13 protein-coding genes are annotated in these 14,937 nt (G+C 65.6%); 7 read left to right on the forward strand and 6 right to left on the reverse strand.

Features of this window, described 5'->3' with window-relative positions:
- Nucleotides 1–183: 183 nt before the first annotated feature.
- The 4 genes from B047_RS0104380 to B047_RS0104395 all read left to right on the forward strand — a co-directional run bounded on the left by B047_RS0104380 (nucleotide 184) and on the right by B047_RS0104395 (nucleotide 4,933).
- Nucleotides 184–1,200 (forward strand): LacI family DNA-binding transcriptional regulator, encoded by a 1,017-nt coding sequence (locus tag B047_RS0104380; protein ID WP_018465741.1) that lies wholly within the window; start codon nucleotides 184–186, stop codon nucleotides 1,198–1,200.
- A gap of 377 nt (nucleotides 1,201–1,577) precedes the next feature.
- Complete coding sequence (locus B047_RS0104385; RefSeq protein WP_018465742.1) at nucleotides 1,578–3,095, forward strand: CoA-acylating methylmalonate-semialdehyde dehydrogenase; 1,518 nt, start codon at nucleotides 1,578–1,580, stop codon at nucleotides 3,093–3,095.
- A gap of 78 nt (nucleotides 3,096–3,173) precedes the next feature.
- On the forward strand, nucleotides 3,174–3,836 hold the full coding sequence (gene can, locus B047_RS0104390) for a carbonate dehydratase (protein ID WP_018465743.1): 663 nt from the start codon (nucleotides 3,174–3,176) through the stop codon (nucleotides 3,834–3,836).
- A 20-nt stretch (nucleotides 3,837–3,856) separates the two neighbouring features.
- On the forward strand, nucleotides 3,857–4,933 hold the full coding sequence (locus tag B047_RS0104395; protein WP_018465744.1) for a quinone-dependent dihydroorotate dehydrogenase: 1,077 nt from the start codon (nucleotides 3,857–3,859) through the stop codon (nucleotides 4,931–4,933).
- Nucleotides 4,934–4,983: 50 nt separating this feature from the next.
- Here the strand turns inward: B047_RS0104395 and B047_RS0104400 are convergent, their stop codons facing one another.
- The 6 genes from B047_RS0104400 to B047_RS0104425 all read right to left on the reverse strand — a co-directional run bounded on the left by B047_RS0104400 (nucleotide 4,984) and on the right by B047_RS0104425 (nucleotide 12,853).
- Nucleotides 4,984–6,300 carry a dihydroorotase gene (locus B047_RS0104400; protein WP_018465745.1) on the reverse strand — a complete coding sequence of 439 codons (1,317 nt, stop codon included), beginning with the start codon at nucleotides 6,298–6,300 and terminating at the stop codon, nucleotides 4,984–4,986.
- Between the two features lie 15 nt (nucleotides 6,301–6,315).
- Complete coding sequence (locus B047_RS0104405) at nucleotides 6,316–7,266, reverse strand: aspartate carbamoyltransferase catalytic subunit (RefSeq protein WP_052606016.1); 951 nt, start codon at nucleotides 7,264–7,266, stop codon at nucleotides 6,316–6,318.
- Complete coding sequence (pyrR, locus tag B047_RS0104410) at nucleotides 7,251–7,790, reverse strand: bifunctional pyr operon transcriptional regulator/uracil phosphoribosyltransferase PyrR (protein ID WP_026234579.1); 540 nt, start codon at nucleotides 7,788–7,790, stop codon at nucleotides 7,251–7,253. Before pyrR ends, B047_RS0104405 begins: the two co-directional genes overlap by 16 nt.
- Nucleotides 7,791–7,918: 128 nt before the next feature.
- Nucleotides 7,919–9,343, reverse strand: coding sequence for a vWA domain-containing protein (locus B047_RS0104415; protein WP_018465748.1), 1,425 nt, complete (start codon nucleotides 9,341–9,343; stop codon nucleotides 7,919–7,921).
- 7 nt (nucleotides 9,344–9,350) lie between these two features.
- Nucleotides 9,351–10,784 (reverse strand): hypothetical protein, encoded by a 1,434-nt coding sequence (locus tag B047_RS0104420; protein ID WP_018465749.1) that lies wholly within the window; start codon nucleotides 10,782–10,784, stop codon nucleotides 9,351–9,353.
- Between the two features lie 92 nt (nucleotides 10,785–10,876).
- Nucleotides 10,877–12,853 (reverse strand): elongation factor G, encoded by a 1,977-nt coding sequence (locus tag B047_RS0104425; protein ID WP_018465750.1) that lies wholly within the window; start codon nucleotides 12,851–12,853, stop codon nucleotides 10,877–10,879.
- 168 nt (nucleotides 12,854–13,021) lie between these two features.
- Here B047_RS0104425 and B047_RS0104430 point away from each other — a divergent pair, with 168 nt between their 5' ends.
- The 3 genes from B047_RS0104430 to B047_RS0104440 are packed head-to-tail and all read left to right on the forward strand — an operon-like array spanning nucleotide 13,022 to nucleotide 14,907.
- Complete coding sequence (locus B047_RS0104430; RefSeq protein ID WP_018465751.1) at nucleotides 13,022–13,738, forward strand: DUF2461 domain-containing protein; 717 nt, start codon at nucleotides 13,022–13,024, stop codon at nucleotides 13,736–13,738.
- A 10-nt stretch (nucleotides 13,739–13,748) separates the two neighbouring features.
- The gene (locus B047_RS0104435; RefSeq protein ID WP_018465752.1) at nucleotides 13,749–14,135 is read left to right on the forward strand and encodes a M67 family metallopeptidase; all 387 of its coding nucleotides are present in this window, start codon (nucleotides 13,749–13,751) and stop codon (nucleotides 14,133–14,135) included.
- A complete protein-coding gene (locus B047_RS0104440) occupies nucleotides 14,122–14,907 on the forward strand; it encodes a HesA/MoeB/ThiF family protein (RefSeq protein WP_018465753.1) in 786 nt (261 codons plus the stop codon). Before B047_RS0104435 ends, B047_RS0104440 begins: the two co-directional genes overlap by 14 nt.
- Nucleotides 14,908–14,937 lie beyond the last annotated feature (30 nt).

The raw sequence follows: 14,937 nt of genomic DNA on the forward strand, positions 1-14,937 counted from the left end.
TCACCCCCTTGTGTTTGCCTGAAACATGCCGACGTTGAAAACAGCGATCTAGACACAATGGTCACGTGACCATATAGACCACAGAAAAACGAGAAAAGTCGTTGAACGGTTTTATGGTCTCGTGTCCATAAGCCTAGGCGCACCTTTGGCATTTGTCAAGCCCCCTTTTGCTAAAATGGTCACGTGCCCAGTATTCTCGACGTCGCTAAACGCGCAGGGGTTGCTCCCACCACCGCCAAGCGCGCCATCCACGAGCCCCACCTTCTGGCCCCGGAAACCCTGGCCCGCGTGCGCAGGGCCATTGAAGAACTGGGCTATGAACCCGACCAGGTGGCCGGGGGGCTCCGACGCGGGCGCACCCAGACCCTAGGCTTGATGGTGGGCAACATCATGGAGCCTTTTTTCGCCAGCTTGGTGCGCACCATCGCTCATGCAGCCCAGGGCCGGGGGTATGCCCTCATCGTGACCGACAGCGAATACGATACCAAGGTCGAGCTGGCCAACTTGCGCGTACTGTACGGCCATAGGGTCAGCGGCTTGATCATTCGTTCGGGCTATGGCCAACCCAACCTCGACTACCTCAAACGCATGCGGGAGCGGGGGACGTACATTCTGGAAATAGACTATTTTTATCCCGACAGCCCATTCGGGCACGTGATGCTCGATAACGAAGGCTGCGTGTTTGAAGGGGTGCGCTACTTGTACTCGCTGGGTCATAGGCGCATCGCTGCCCTGGGGAGCTACGACCCGCTTTACCACCCTGAAGAGCGTAGCCGCTCGTTCCCCAAGGCCCTCGAGTCCGTCGGGTTACCCCTGATCGAGGCTTACCAGCGGGTGATCCTCCTGACCGAGCCCGAAGCCTATAAGCTAACCTTGGAGCTCATGCGCCTGCCTGAGCCGCCCACCGCGATCTTCTCACTCAACGGCACCGAGGCTGCGGGGGCTTTCCGAGCCATCAGGGAGCTGGGGTTGCGCATCCCTGACGACGTCTCCTTGTTGACTTTCGACAACTATTCCTGGACGGCCCTGGTTACCCCCCCTCTGGACGTGATTGAGCAACCAATAGAGGAGATGGGCCTGGCTGCAGTGGAGATCGTGCTGGACGCAGTGGAGAACCGTACCCTCGACAAGGTCGTACGCAAGCGTTTTCCTGGCCGCTTGATCAAGCGGGGGAGCTGCGCGCCGCCCAAGCATGCCTAGAGCGCTTCCACGAATACCGCCTACGGCTGCCTCTTGCTGTAGGCGGTAATTTAGGCGATAGAAGCCGCCGATGAACAAAAGCCAACGCTGTTGTGCGGGGGCTCGAGGTGATTCACGGGCGCTTTTGAAACCGATGAGAGGTTGCGATCTTCTTTCGTGAGAAAGGCAAACGAAATCTCAACGCGGTACAAATATTTCACCATGAAACACCCGAGGCAACCGCTGGGAGCAAAGCTGGAGCCGTGGAGAGCCGGAGGCTTCGATAGAAGCGGTGCTATGATCTAGACACATTGTCCATTGCACCGCCATTCTCGGGGGCCTAGCATGAGGCAACTCAGGTGGGTGTCCCCAACCCCAAGCCACCGAAGGAGGCTGTTATGGCAATCAAGGAACCTGAAGTTCATATCAAGCGGGTGAGCCACTGGATCGGCGGGAAGCTGGTCGAAGGCAAGTCCGGGCGCAGCGGGGTGGTGTGGAACCCAGCTACAGGAGCCCAGCAGGCTACGGTGGACTTCGCCAGCGTGGAGGAGGTCGATCAGGCGGTGGCTGTCGCCAAGGAGGCTTTCAAGAGCTGGCGGCAGATTGCGCTCTCCCGGCGGGCCGAGATCATGTTCAAATTCCGCGAGCTCATCGACGCCAACCGCCGCAAGATTGCCGAACTCATCACCCTCGAGCACGGCAAGACCCTTTCCGATGCCCTGGGCGAGGTGGCCCGGGGATTGGAGAACGTCGAGTTCGCCTGCGGCATCCCCAACCTGCTCAAAGGGGGCTTCTCCGAGCAGGTCAGCCGTGGGGTGGACGTCTACCAGATCCGCCAGCCTCTGGGCGTGGTGGCGGGCATCACCCCCTTCAACTTCCCCGCCATGGTGCCGATGTGGATGTTCGCCAACGCCATCGCCTGCGGCAACACCTTCATCCTCAAGCCTTCCGAGAAAGACCCTTCTGCCAGCTTGTACCTGGCCGAGCTGCTCCAGCAAGCAGGCCTGCCCGACGGCGTGTTCAACGTGATTCAGGGCGATAAGGTGGCCGTAGATCGCATCCTCGAGCACCCCGACATCAAGGCCATCAGCTTCGTGGGCTCGACCCCCATCGCCAAGTACATCTACGAAACCGGCACCAAGAACGGCAAGCGCGTGCAGGCCTTGGGCGGGGCCAAAAACCACATGGTCGTGCTCCCCGACGCCGACATCAACATGGCCGCCGACGCCGCCGTCTCGGCTGCCTACGGCTCGGCGGGTGAGCGCTGCATGGCCATCAGCGTGGTGGTGGCGGTGGGCGAGGTGGCCGACCCGCTCATCGAGGCCATCAAGCAGCGCATGCCCAAGATCAAGGTGGGGCCCGGGCTCGAGGAGGGCAACGAGATGGGGCCCCTGATCACCAAAGCACACCGCGACAAGGTGGCCTCCTACGTGGAAAACGCCCCCAAAGAAGGCGCTACGGTGGTGGTGGATGGCCGAGAGGATCCGGTGAGCGAGCGCGAGGGATTCTTCCTGGGCACCTCGCTCCTCGACAACGTCAAGCCGGGGATGAAGTGCTACGAGGACGAGATCTTCGGCCCCGTGCTGAGCGTGGTGCGGGTCAAGACCTACGAAGAGGCCCTCAAGCTCGTCAACGAGCACCCCTACGGCAACGGCACCGCCATCTTCACCCGCGACGGCGGCGCGGCCCGCCAGTTCCAGTTTGACGTCGAGGCGGGTATGGTGGGCATCAACGTGCCCATCCCCGTCCCCGTGGCCTACTACAGCTTCGGCGGTTGGAAGGCCAGCCTCTTCGGCGACTTGCACATGTATGGCCCCGAGGGTGTGCAGTTCTACACCCGCGCCAAGGTGGTCACCAGCCGCTGGCCCGACCCCAGCACCTCCAAGGTGGACTTGGGCTTCCCGCAGGTGCGCTGATCTTCCAAAGCGCCCCAACCCCTGGGTCTTGCCCTTCACACCTAGCGGCGAGCCGAGTGGGATGAATAGAATGCTGCTGTGAGCTCGCTCGACTACCTGTTTGAGAACAACCGCCGCTGGGCTGCGTCCATGCGGCGACGAGACCCGGACTTCTTCCTCAAGCTCTCCGCCCAGCAAAGCCCCGAGTACCTCTGGATCGGCTGCTCGGACAGCCGGGTTCCGGCCAACGAGATCGTGGGGCTCCTGCCCGGGGAGCTCTTCGTACACCGCAACGTGGCCAACGTGGTTGTGCACAGCGACCTGAACTGCCTGTCGGTGATGCAATATGCCGTGGACGCGCTCAAGGTCAAGCACATCATCGTGTGCGGGCACTACGGCTGCGGTGGGGTGCGGGCGGCGTTGCTGGACAGCCGGCTTGGCCTGATCGACAACTGGCTGCGCCACGTGCAGAACGTGCTCCAGAAGCACCGGGACTTGGTGATGGCGCTCGAGGGCGAAGCCGAGCGGGTAGACCGCTTGTGTGAGCTCAACGTCATCGAGCAGGTGACCAACGTCTGCCGGACCACGGTGGTGCAGGATGCCTGGAGTCGGGGCCAGGAGCTTACGGTGCACGGCTGGATTTATGGTCTGCGGGATGGGCACCTGCGCACCCTGCACATCGACGTGAGCCGTCCGGACGGGCTCGAGCCCGCTTATCACGGCGCCCTTGCCAGTCTGAGCGCGGCTTTGCCCAGCCCTTGAGCCCGGGGTATCCTGACCGCGTGTATTCGCTGGTCAAGCCCCTTCTCTTCCGACAGGATCCCGAGGCCGTCCACGACCGGGTGATGGGGTGGCTGGCCTGGAGTGGTCAGCACCCTGCTGCCTTAAAGCTGATCTCGGCTTTGTGCGCAGTGCAGGACCCGCGGCTTCAGGTGGAGTGCTTTGGGCTGAAGTTCCCCAACCCCATCGGCCTGGCGGCGGGCCTGGACAAGAACGCCAGGGCCGTGCCGTCCTGGGGTGCGCTGGGCTTTGGCTTCGCCGAAGTCGGCAGTGTGACCGCCCTGCCTCAGCCCGGCAACGACAAGCCCCGCCTCTTTCGCCTCCCTCGGGACCAGGCCCTCATCAACCGCATGGGCTTCAACAACGAAGGAGCCGAAGCGGTCGCTAGGCGTCTGGCCGAGCTGCGCCGGCGCTACGGTGCGCTCCCGGTGCCGCTGGGGATCAACCTGGGCAAGTCGAAGGCGAGGCCGCTCGAGCAGGCCCCCCAGGATTACCTCGAGAGCCTGGGCTGGCTCTGGCCCTACGGGGATTACTTCGTGATCAACGTCAGCTCGCCCAACACGCCGGGGCTGCGGGCTTTGCAGGAAGGGGAGCGGCTGGAGGAACTGCTGGCGGCGGTGGGGGGGTTCGCCAAGGCCCAGCCGCAGGCCAAGCCCGTCCTGCTCAAGATCGCTCCCGACCTCAGCTGGGCCCAAATTGACGGGATTTTGGAACTGGTGGACCGCTACCCCGTCGCCGGGCTGATCGCCACCAACACCACCACGGGCCGCGAGGGGCTGAAGTCCCTCGTCAGCGAAAGCGGCGGGCTCTCGGGCAGGCCGCTGGCGGCACGGGCGCTCGAGGTGCTGAAGTACCTGACCCAAGAGCTCAAGGTGCGCATCCCCGTGATCTCGGTGGGCGGCATCTTCACCGCCGAGGACGTGCTCGAGCGGCTGCGGGCCGGAGCCAGTTTGGTGCAGCTCTACACCGGTTTCATCTACGAGGGGCCCCTGTTGCCGCGCAGGCTCAACCGGGGGTTGCTGGCCTACCTGGAGCGGCAGGGGCTCGAGCGCGTCCAGGACCTCATCGGCAAGAGGTAGGAGCCCCTGCAACCGACATCTGACCTTTTGCGCCTTGCCTTCGGGCGACCTCAAGCCCCCACACCCAGCTGCTCGCGCGCCCAGGCCACGCGCCCTTCCAGCAGGGTCATCACCGGCCAGCCCTGGAGCTTCCAGCCCGCCCACGGACTGAACCTGGCCTTGGAGGCAAACTCGGCGGGGTTCACCGCCCGCTCGCCGGCGGGGTCGAAGAGCATCAGGCTGGCCTCGGCCCCTGCCTCGAGGCGGATGGGGGGGAGGCCCAGCACCCGGCGGGCCCCGTCGGTGAAGCGCTCGAGCAGAGCCGGCAGCGGGAAGCCGCGCCTGAGCACCAGCTCGGTGTAGAGCAGCGGCCAGGCCACTTCGATGTTGGCGATGCCGAAGGGGGCCCGCAGCAAATCCTGTTCCTTCTCGGCCAGGGTGTGGGGGGCGTGGTCGGTGCCGATGCAGTCGATGCTGCCCTCGAGCAACCCTTCCATCAGCGCTTCGACGTCGGCCTGGGTGCGTAGGGGGGGCGCAACCTTGTAGATGGGATCGAGGCTTTCCAGCGCTTCGTCGGTGAGGGTGAGGTGATGGGGCGTCACCTCGCTGCTCACCGGCAGCCCCTCAGTCTTAGCCTGGCGGATGAGCTCGAGGCCCCGCCGGGTCGAGAGGTGCTGAACGTGCAGCAGCGCCGCAGGGTGTCGATCCTTGGTCCTCGGCACCACGTAGCGTACGACCTCGAGGTCTCGAGCGATCCGGGCTGCCTCCGCCGCCGCCGGGTTACCGGGCAGGCCCAGCCGGTAGGAGAGGGGGCCCTCGTTCATCACCCCGCCCCGCCGCAACCCCGCGTCTTCGGCGTGGACCGAAACCACCAGGCCCCAGCTCGCCGCGTAGACGAGGCCCAGGGCCAGCACCCCGGCGTCCTCGTTGGTGCGGCCATCGTCGCTGAGCATGATGGCCCCGGCCTCCTTCAGCAGCCGGGCCTCGGTCAAGAGCTTGCCTTCTTGGCCTTGGGTGAGGGCCGCCGCGGGGTACAGCCGGGCGTAGCCAAGGCTGCGGGCCTTCTCGATGAGCGCCATCACCGCTTCGGGCGTGTCCACGGGGGGCGTGGTGTTGGGCATGCAGACCACGTCGGTGTAGCCCCCACGCAGCGCGGCCAGCAGGCCCGTCGCCAACTCCTCCTTGACCTCCTGGCCGGGCTCGCGCAGGTGGGCGTGGGGGTCGCACAGCCCCGGCGTAAGCACCAGCCCGTCCGCGTCGAGCGCGCTCGCCGCGTCGCCGCCCTCCAGGCTCAGGATTTTGCCCTCGCCGATGAGCACGTCGGCCTTGCCGTGTTCGCCCCGGCTGTCCAGCAGCCGAACGTTCCTTATGAGCAATTCACCCTTCATCAGCTTCCCCTCGCGTTATCTACGTCCTACCAGTAGGTGATAGAGCACCGCCATCCGCACCGCTTGCCCGTTGGCGACCTGCCGCTCGACCAGGCTGCGGGGGGACTCGGCCAGGGTGCCCTCGAGCTCGAGGTCGCGGTTCATGGGGCCGGGGTGCAGCAGGGGAGCTTCGGGTTTGGCCCAGCCCAAGCGCTCGCGGGTGATCTGGTAGCCGGCGATGTACTCGGGCTCGCTGGGCAGTAGGCCCCTGTCCATACGCTCTTTTTGCAGGCGCAGGGCCATCACCGCGTCGGCGTCGTGCAGGGCCTCGCGCAACTTGGTGGTGAGCCGGACCCCGGGCAACTCGCCCGGCAGCAGGGTCGCGGGGCCGCACAGCCAGACCTCTGCGCCCAGCATGGGCAGCAATTCGGCGCCCGAGCGGGCTACGCGGGAGTGCAGGATGTCGCCCACGATGGCGATCTTCCTGCCCTCGAGGCTGCCGAGGCGCTCGAGCAGGCTGAAGGCGTCGAGCAGGGCCTGGGTGGGGTGGGCCCGCCAGCCGTCGCCGGCGTTGATGATGGGCTTGTCCAGCCATCTGGCGGCCTGATGCGCTACCCCGGCGGCGTCCACCCGGATCACGTAGGCGTCGATGCCCATGGCGTCTAGGGTCAGCAGGGTGTCCTTGTAGCTCTCACCCTTGGACATCGAGGAGGTCGCACCGCTGAAGGAGAGCACGTCCGCCGACATGCGCCTTGCGGCGAGCTCGAAGGAGAGGCGGGTGCGGGTGGAGGGCTCGAAGAAGACGGTGGCGATGGTGAAGCCGGTGAGGGCTGGGACCTTCTTCACCGGGCGCGAGAGCACCTCCTGCATCATCCGGGCGGTTTCAAAGAGGCTTTCGATGTGCGAGCGCTTCCAGCCCTGGAAGTCGAGGAGGTGTTTGGGCTGCTCGGCACTGGGTGTTTGTGCCTGCACTACTCCAGTTCCCATAGCTCCACGGCCTCCTCCCCGTCTACTTCCTGCACCTTGACCTTGACCACCTCGCTCTTGGAGGTGGGCAGGTTCTTGCCCACGAAATCGGCCCGGATGGGCAGCTCACGGTGTCCCCGGTCCACCAGCACCGCCAGGTAGATGCGGCTGGGACGACCTAGATCGATCAGGGCGTCCAGGGCGGCCCTGGCGGTGCGCCCGGTGAAGAGCACGTCGTCTACCAGCACCACCGATCGCCCCCCGATATCGAAGGGGATGCGGGTCTCGCGCACTTTGGGCTGAACGGCGATCTCGGAGAGGTCGTCGCGGTAGAGGGTGATGTCTAGAATGCCCATGGGCACCTCAATCCCCTCGAATTGCCGCACCAGCTCGCGCAGGCGCTGGGCCAGGGTGATGCCGCGCGTGTGGATTCCCACGAAGCACAGCCTGTCGGTGCCCTTGTTCTTCTCCACCACCTCGTGGGCGATGCGGGTGAGGGCGCGGCGGATTTCTTCGGCGCTGAGGATGCGGGATTTGAATTTCAAGGCAACCTCCGGGGCACGAAAAAAACGCACCCCAAGGGTGCGTGCGACTTCAGGTTGTGACTGAGCGGGTGTTTCACTTTTTCCTCCTTCCCAGCCTCACGGGACTGGCCTTAAAGGTCTGGTCCAGGCTACGCCGGGTTCGCCCCTTCCGTCAAGCGGAGGTTTAACGGAGGCTGCTTTCCGGCTCGAGCGCTTCGGTAAAGGAAGCTCTCGAGCCCCAGCACCATCGCCGCCAGCAGCGCCAGCCAGGGGCTCAGCTCCAGCCTCAGCGTCGGAGGCAGGGGCTTGTCGGGCTGGGGGCGAGGCAACAAGGTTTCCCCGGCGCTGAGCAGGCCCCGCCGCTGCTCGCCCCTCGGGACGATGAGGTTGTAGAGCAGCACCGGGAAGGCCGGGAGGTTTTGCAAGGAGGCGGGGTCGGGCAGGTAGAGGCCGTTGGGGTGAAACCAGGCCATGGCCTGCCCGCTTTCGCTACGGACCAGCGGTTGCCAGGTGGCCGGGGGTGCGGGGGGAATGGGGAGGCGAAAGCCCACCAGCTCTACCCCGCGCAAGTAGGGGACGCTGCGCTCGACGTCGTCGACCATGGCCTGTGGGCTCCCCCTGCGGGCGAAGTAGACGCTGAAGGCCGGAGGGTTCTCCGGAGGGGGGGCGAAGCTGAAGCGCACCTCGGGTCTGCTGCTGCGGATGGTGCCCAGCAGGGCCAATAGGCGCTCCAGCACGGGGGAATTTTCCTCGAGCGCCACCCGCACGTGGCGGCGGCTGAACTCGGCGCTGTTGTCCAGGCTCAGGGCGTCGGTGGTGCCCAGGCGGGCCTGGAGCGTGGGGGTGGCGGGCACCTCGAGGGTGCTGAAGCCTCCGGCGGGCACCTCGAGGCGATAGCTCCTGCCTCCGACGATCACTTCGCCCTTCCAGGGGCCGGGACCGCTGTTGCCCACCGCCACGAAGCCCGCCCCGACGGCAGTGATGCCCACGTTTTGCCCGTTGCCTGCCGCGTTGAGGTAGCCATCGGCATTCTCGGGCGGGGATGCGTCGCTTACTACCAGGGCCGGGGCGTTCAGGCGGGACTTGCCCAGCGCGACCGCGGCGGTGAGGTTGGCCTGTTCGTCCCCGGCGCGAAGCTGCTCGAGTTCGTCGAGCAGCTCCTGCCCTGCTGCTGGGCCAAAAACCTCATTGCTGCGCCCGGCCCGCACCAGCACTGCCCTGGGGCTGCTTGCGAGCCGCCCGCGCACCTGCGCCTTGGCCCACTCCAGGCGGCTGGGAGCCCGATCGGTCGCGGCCATCGAGGCCGAGGCGTCAAGGATGAGTACCAGCGGTCCGGGGCGGTCGAGCTCGAGGCGCGGCAGGGACAGCGCCAGCCCGGCGAACAACCCCGCCAGCAGCAGCAGAAACAGCCGCAAATCGAAGCGGCGACGGGCCTGGCCCCGCCGCCGGGCCTGCTGCCACAGCCACAACCCAGCGACCTTGCGTTCGCGCGGCCTGCGGCGACGGTAGAGCCCGTAGATCAGGCCCAGGACCAGGGGCAAGATCGCCAGCAGGAGTGGGTGGGCGAAGGTCACCCGCCCCTCACCTCCACCGCACCTCGCCGAAGCTCCGGCTCACCAGGGCGTTGCCTTCGACTACCGAGTAGGAGATGCTGTTGCCCAGGCGCCCATAGAGGCGCTCGAGGAAGTTCATGAGCCTGTCGGTGAGTTCTTTGCTCTCTTTGTCGTCGCTGCCGATGGTCTGGGGGATGCTCTGACGCAGGGTGGCGAGCGAGTCCAGGGCGGGGCCCTTTTGATCACCAAAGCTGTAGGCTACGGCGTTCCGCGGTACGGTGACGCGGAAACGCTGGTATGCGGGGTGTTCCTTCCAGAGCTTGCCGGTGGCGGCCTCGAGGGCGGCCTTGCTGGTGGCGATGACCAGCTTGTCGGCGTCGAGGCGGTAGTAGAGCTTGCCCAACAGCCCCACCTCGAGCCCCTTGAAATTGCCCTCCAGTCCGGCCACCTTGAATCCCCCCTGCCCCTCGGGGGTGGCAAAGGCCGCGAGGCTTTGCACGGCGGCTAAGAAGTTGGCCTCGGCGGTGGCGGCGTCCTTCACCTCGAGGTAGATGAGTTGGTGACCCAGGGGGGCCTCGAGGTTGCCCACCCCGCTGCTGCGCGGGCCGGGCACGGTGATTAGGGCGTAGCGGGTGCCGAAGGCCCGCAGGTCGAAGCCAAGCTTCGCTTCGAAGTCGGAGAGCAAGCTGCTGAGGTAGCGGCCTGCGGCGGGGAGGTCCAGCACGCCCACCCCACCCGAGTAGCCCGCCGGGAACTCGCCCAGCTCCCAGGGCCTTTCGCGGGGAAGGAGCAGATTGCCGAAAGCGGGGTCGGTGTTGCGGTCGACCTCGAGGCGGGCCTCGGTGGTGTAACCCCCGGCGGTGAGCTTCAGGCCCACGCCGATGCGCTTGAGTGAGGCCAGGGTAAGCCCGAGGCGGGGTGGCAGGCCAAGCTCGAGGTCGAGGTTCTTAGGCGGCTCAGCCCAGAAGAACAGGTCGCCCGAAATCGGAGCCCGCAGGCCGCGCTGGTTGCCCAGGAAGAGCTTGGCCTGCTTGGGGGTGGCGATGAAGACCAGCTCCCGGCTCACGCCGCTGGCCATGTCTGCACTGCGCTCGACCAGCCAGCCATTCTCGGGCTTGGCTTTTTTGATCTCGGCCCGGATCGCCTGCATCGCCCGAGCGCTGGGCTTGGAGATGAAGAAAAAGCCCCCGTCGGGGTAAAGGGCGGCGAAGGCTCCTCCCTGAGCCAGGCCCAGCAGGTCGCTGCTTTGACCCAGCTCCTTCTCGAGGTTGCGACGGACCCAGGCCTCGAGTCCGCTCTGCCTCCAGTCCTCGCCGATGCCTTTGAGATAGGGGCTGTTGCCCAGCTCCCCCAGATAGAACCCGGCAATGGCCCCCGCAGGGGCCAGCGAAACCAAGTTTTGCCCCAGCGCAGGGCTGAGCAGGAGCAATGCCCAGGAAATCCATCGGATCAGGCTTTTCATGTGCCGATTCTAGCCCGCCGCGGGGAAAAAGGGGTGTGGATATACGCCCTCGAGGCCGTATACCGAATGCTTGACCGCCAAGCCCCCACCCCTCACGCCTCAGCCTGCCGCTGGCTCACCACCTTCTGAGCAAGATGGGGAGGCACTTCGGCGTAGTGGGAGAACTCCAGGCTGTAGGCCCCGGTGCCCTGGGTCAGGCCGGAGAGGACGCGGCTGTACTCCAGGAGCTCAGCCAGAGGCACTTCGGCCTGTACCACCGCCAGCGCTCCGTCTTGGTCCATGCCCAGCACCCGGCCCCTGCGGCCTTGCAGATCGGAGATGATGTCGCCCACGCGGTCTTGGGTAACGAAGACCTTGAGGTTGTAGACCGGCTCTAGCAGCACCGGGCTGGCCTGGGCCATCACGTTCTTGAAGGCCAGCGAGGCTGCGATCTGGAAAGCCATGTCCGAGGAGTCTACGTCGTGGTAAGAGCCGTGGTAGACGATGGCCTTGAAGCCGATCACTGGGAAACCGGCCAGCGTGCCCTGCTTGGCTGCTTCCTGGATGCCCATCTCCACCGATTCCATGTACTTCGTGGGGATCACCCCGCCGGTGATGCGCCACTCGAACTGGTACTCCGGAGCAGGTTCCAGCCGCAGCCACACGTCGCCGTACTGGCCGTGTCCGCCGGTCTGCTTCTTGTGCTTGCCCTGACCCTCGGCCACCTTGCGGATGGTCTCACGGTAGGGGATTTTGGGCAGGCGGTACTGCACCTTGACCCCGTAGTCACCCAGGCGCTCGCGCGCGGTCTCGAGGTGCAGCTCGCCGTGCCCCCACAAGAGCATGTCGCCGGTGTCGGGCTGGCGCTCGAACTTGAGGCTGGGGTCCTCCTCCAGCAGTTTGCGCATGGCCTCGCCCAGCTTGGCCTCGTCGCCCTTGTTCTCCAGTACCACCGCCACCATCACGTTGGGGTCGGGCAGGCGGGCGAAGGGTACCTCGTCCGACTCGGGCTTGGTGCCGCTCCACAAGAGCATGCCACGGTGCAGGTTCTCGGCCTTGGGCAAAGCCAGGATGGTCCCGGCCTCGGCGACCTCGAGTTCGAGGAGATCCTTGCCCCGGATGGTGTTGAGGTGCTGCAAGCGCACAATCCCTGCTTCCGATTGCAGGCTGTCGCCAGGCTGGAGCGTACCCCGGTACAGCCGCACGAAGGCCACGTGCCCGATGAAGGGGTCTACCTGCACTTTGAACACCTTGGCCAGCGGGCTGCCTTCGCCGAAGCGCTCGGTAGGGGAGGGCAGAGCCTCGAGAAACAGCTCCAGCAGCAGATCCAGGCCGATCATCGCTCCCGAAGAACCGATGGCCACGGGATACACCAGCCCCCGGCGCACGGCCTCGTGAAAAGCCTTGGAGAGCGCCGCCTCCTCGATCTCGCCGCCCTCGAGGTACTTCTCTAAGAGCCCCTCGTCGGTTTCGATGATGGCCTCGCGGGCCTCGCCCAGGTACTTCTCGACCTGGGCCCGCATGTCCTGGGGCACTTCCATGGGTGTGGCCTTGCCGCTGCTGTAGCGCAGGGCGCGGTTGTGCAGCACGTCCACAATGCCTACCCACTGGCCGTTCTCGTACAGCGGCAGGTGGGCTGGGACGATGTGGCCCAGTGTCGAGCGCAAGTCCTCTAGCAGCGCAAAAAAATCGCCACCTTTTTCCAGTTTGGTGACGACCAGCATCCGCGCGAGCCCGAGCCGCTCGGCCACCGTCCAGGCTCTTTCGGTGCCGATCTGCACCCCGCTTTCGGCGGAGACCGCCACCACCGCCGCATCGGCGGCCTCGAGCGCCCCGCGAATCTCGCCCACGAAATCGGCATAGCCGGGCGCGTCGAGGAGGTAGATCCTGTGCTCTTTGTACTGCAGTGGCAGTACCCCGGTGCGCACCGAAAGGCGGTGGTTCTTCTCCTCCGGGGTGTAATCGCTGGTGGTAGTGCCGTCCTCCACACGGCCCATGCGGTCCTTGGCCCCCGTCGCCACCAGCAATGCCTCGCCGAGGGTGGTTTTACCGCTGCCGCTGTGCCCTACGAGGGCTACGGTCCGGATCATCCTGGCCTCCTTTGTTAGAAGAGAGTATACGCTTTGTGGGCCGAACGTCGAACGCCGGGATGGGTCTTACACGCAAGACAGCAAGCGTTCGAGGTAGGGGCGAACCAGTGGCCCTCCCTGTGTCCCCGCTTGCGATCTGCTAGCGGCCCATCGCGGTAGCATTACGCCATGACAAGAAATGCCCTGGCTCGTTCCGCAAATACGCGCGACACCCCCTATTTCACCCCTGAGCTATTCAGCTTCCTGCTCGAGCTGCGCTACAACAACGACCGGGCCTGGTTCCAGGCCAACAAGTTGCGGTACGAGCAATACGTCAGGGGGCCGTTCCTGCGCTTCATCGCCGACCTCGCCCCGCACCTCGAGGCCCTCAACCCCGCCTACACCGCCAATGAGCGCAGCCTCTTCCGCATCCACCGCGACACCCGCTTCTCCGCCGACAAGAGCCCCTACAAGACCCACGCCGCAGCCCAGTTTCGCCACCTCCTGACTTCGGGTGACGTGCACGCGCCGGGGTTTTACTTGCACCTCGAGCCCGGTGAGTCGGGTGTGGGTGGGGGGCTGTGGCAGCCCGACCCCGAAAACCTGGCCCGCGTGCGCGCAGCCATCGCCCGGCAGGACTTCCGCTGGCTCGAGGCCAAGCGGGCCGTGCCCCTCTTGGAGGAAGACAAGCTCAAGCGCCCGCCCAAGGGCTTCGACCCCGCTCACCCGCTGATCGAAGACCTCAAGCTCAAGAGCTTCGTCACCTGGTTTCCCCTCAGCGACGAGGAGGTGTGCTCGAGCGGCTTCTTAGGGCTGGTGCTCGAGTATTTGGGTAAAACCAACAAGCTGGTGAGCTACCTTTGCGAGGTGCTCAACTTGCCCACGGGACAGATGGAGAGGGGGTAAGCTGCTGTACGTGCTGCGCGTGGGCCAGGCTGAGCTAGAGCGTACCCTGCAACACCTGCGATCCGAGTTGCCCAGGGAGGGCGTGGGGCTGTGGGCGGGCCGGGGGGGACGGGTAGAGCGGGTTCTGCCCCTCCCCAACGTTCACGAAACGCCACAGGTGGCCTACACCGCCGATCCCGGCGCGCTGCTTAGGGGGATCCGGGGCCTCGAGCGCGAGGGACTCGAACTGCTGGCGATCTACCACTCGCACCCCCAGGGGCCGGCCAGTCCCAGCTCCAGCGACCGAACGCAGGCTTATTGGCGGGTGCCGTACGTGATCTTTGCCCTAGAGTCGGGCGAGGTGCGGGCGTATAAACTCCCTGAGGGCGAGGAAGTGAAGCTACATGTGGAGCCGTGAAGAACTCGATCGCTATGCCCGGCACATCGTGCTGCCCGGCGTGGGTGGGGTAGGCCAGGCCCGGCTCAAGCACAGCTCGGTGCTGGTGGTAGGGGCGGGTGGGCTGGGCTCGCCCGTACTGCTCTACCTAGCGGCGGCCGGAGTGGGGCGGCTGGGTATCGTGGAGATGGATACGGTAGATCTCTCCAACCTCCAGCGCCAGGTGCTCTTCGCCAGCGACGAGGTGGGCCAAGCGAAGGCCGAGGCCGCCCAAAAGCGCCTGCTGGCTCTCAATCCCCACGTTACCGTGGACGTCTACCCGACCCGCCTGAGCGCGGAGAACGCCCTAAAGATCCTGCGCCCTTACGACCTGGTGATCGACGCCACCGACAACTTCCCCACCCGCTACCTCATCAACGACGCCTGTGTGCTGCTGGGCAAGCCGCTGGTCTACGGCGCGATTCACCAGTTCGAGGGGCAGGTCTCGGTGTTCAACCACGCCGGGGGGCCGTGCTACCGCTGCCTTTTCCCCGAGCCACCCCAGCACGTGCCCAACTGCGCTGAAGCCGGGGTCTTTGGGGTGTTGCCCGGAGTGGTGGGCAGCCTCATGGCCACCGAAGCGCTCAAGCTGCTGCTCGAGATCGGCGAACCCCTATCGGGCAAGTTGCTCCTCTACGACGGGCTTTACAGCGAGTTTCGCACCCTTGGTCTGCGGCGGCGGGAGGACTGCGGCGCTTGTGGTGTAAACGGTGTATCTACACTGAGTGACCTAGAGCTATACTGCAAAGGTTAAAGCGCCGTAGTGTTAGAATGCCACGGCTAG

Origin of the sequence: Calidithermus timidus DSM 17022 (assembly GCF_000373205.1) — a bacterium.
GTDB classification, from domain to species: domain Bacteria; phylum Deinococcota; class Deinococci; order Deinococcales; family Thermaceae; genus Calidithermus; species Calidithermus timidus.

Bases quoted from the DNA above. Each gene is read 5' to 3' on its own strand.
- B047_RS0104400 (WP_018465745.1), bottom strand. From the start codon at position 6,300: ATGAAGGGTGAATTGCTCATAAGGAACGTTCGGCTGCTGGACAGCCGG.
- B047_RS0104420 (WP_018465749.1), bottom strand. From the start codon at position 10,784: ATGAAAAGCCTGATCCGATGGATTTCCTGGGCATTGCTCCTGCTCAGC.
- B047_RS0104385 (WP_018465742.1), top strand. From the start codon at position 1,578: ATGGCAATCAAGGAACCTGAAGTTCATATCAAGCGGGTGAGCCACTGG.
- B047_RS0104430 (WP_018465751.1), top strand. From the start codon at position 13,022: ATGACAAGAAATGCCCTGGCTCGTTCCGCAAATACGCGCGACACCCCC.
- B047_RS0104405 (WP_052606016.1), bottom strand. From the start codon at position 7,266: ATGGGAACTGGAGTAGTGCAGGCACAAACACCCAGTGCCGAGCAGCCC.
- B047_RS0104425 (WP_018465750.1), bottom strand. From the start codon at position 12,853: ATGATCCGGACCGTAGCCCTCGTAGGGCACAGCGGCAGCGGTAAAACC.
- B047_RS0104440 (WP_018465753.1), top strand. From the start codon at position 14,122: ATGTGGAGCCGTGAAGAACTCGATCGCTATGCCCGGCACATCGTGCTG.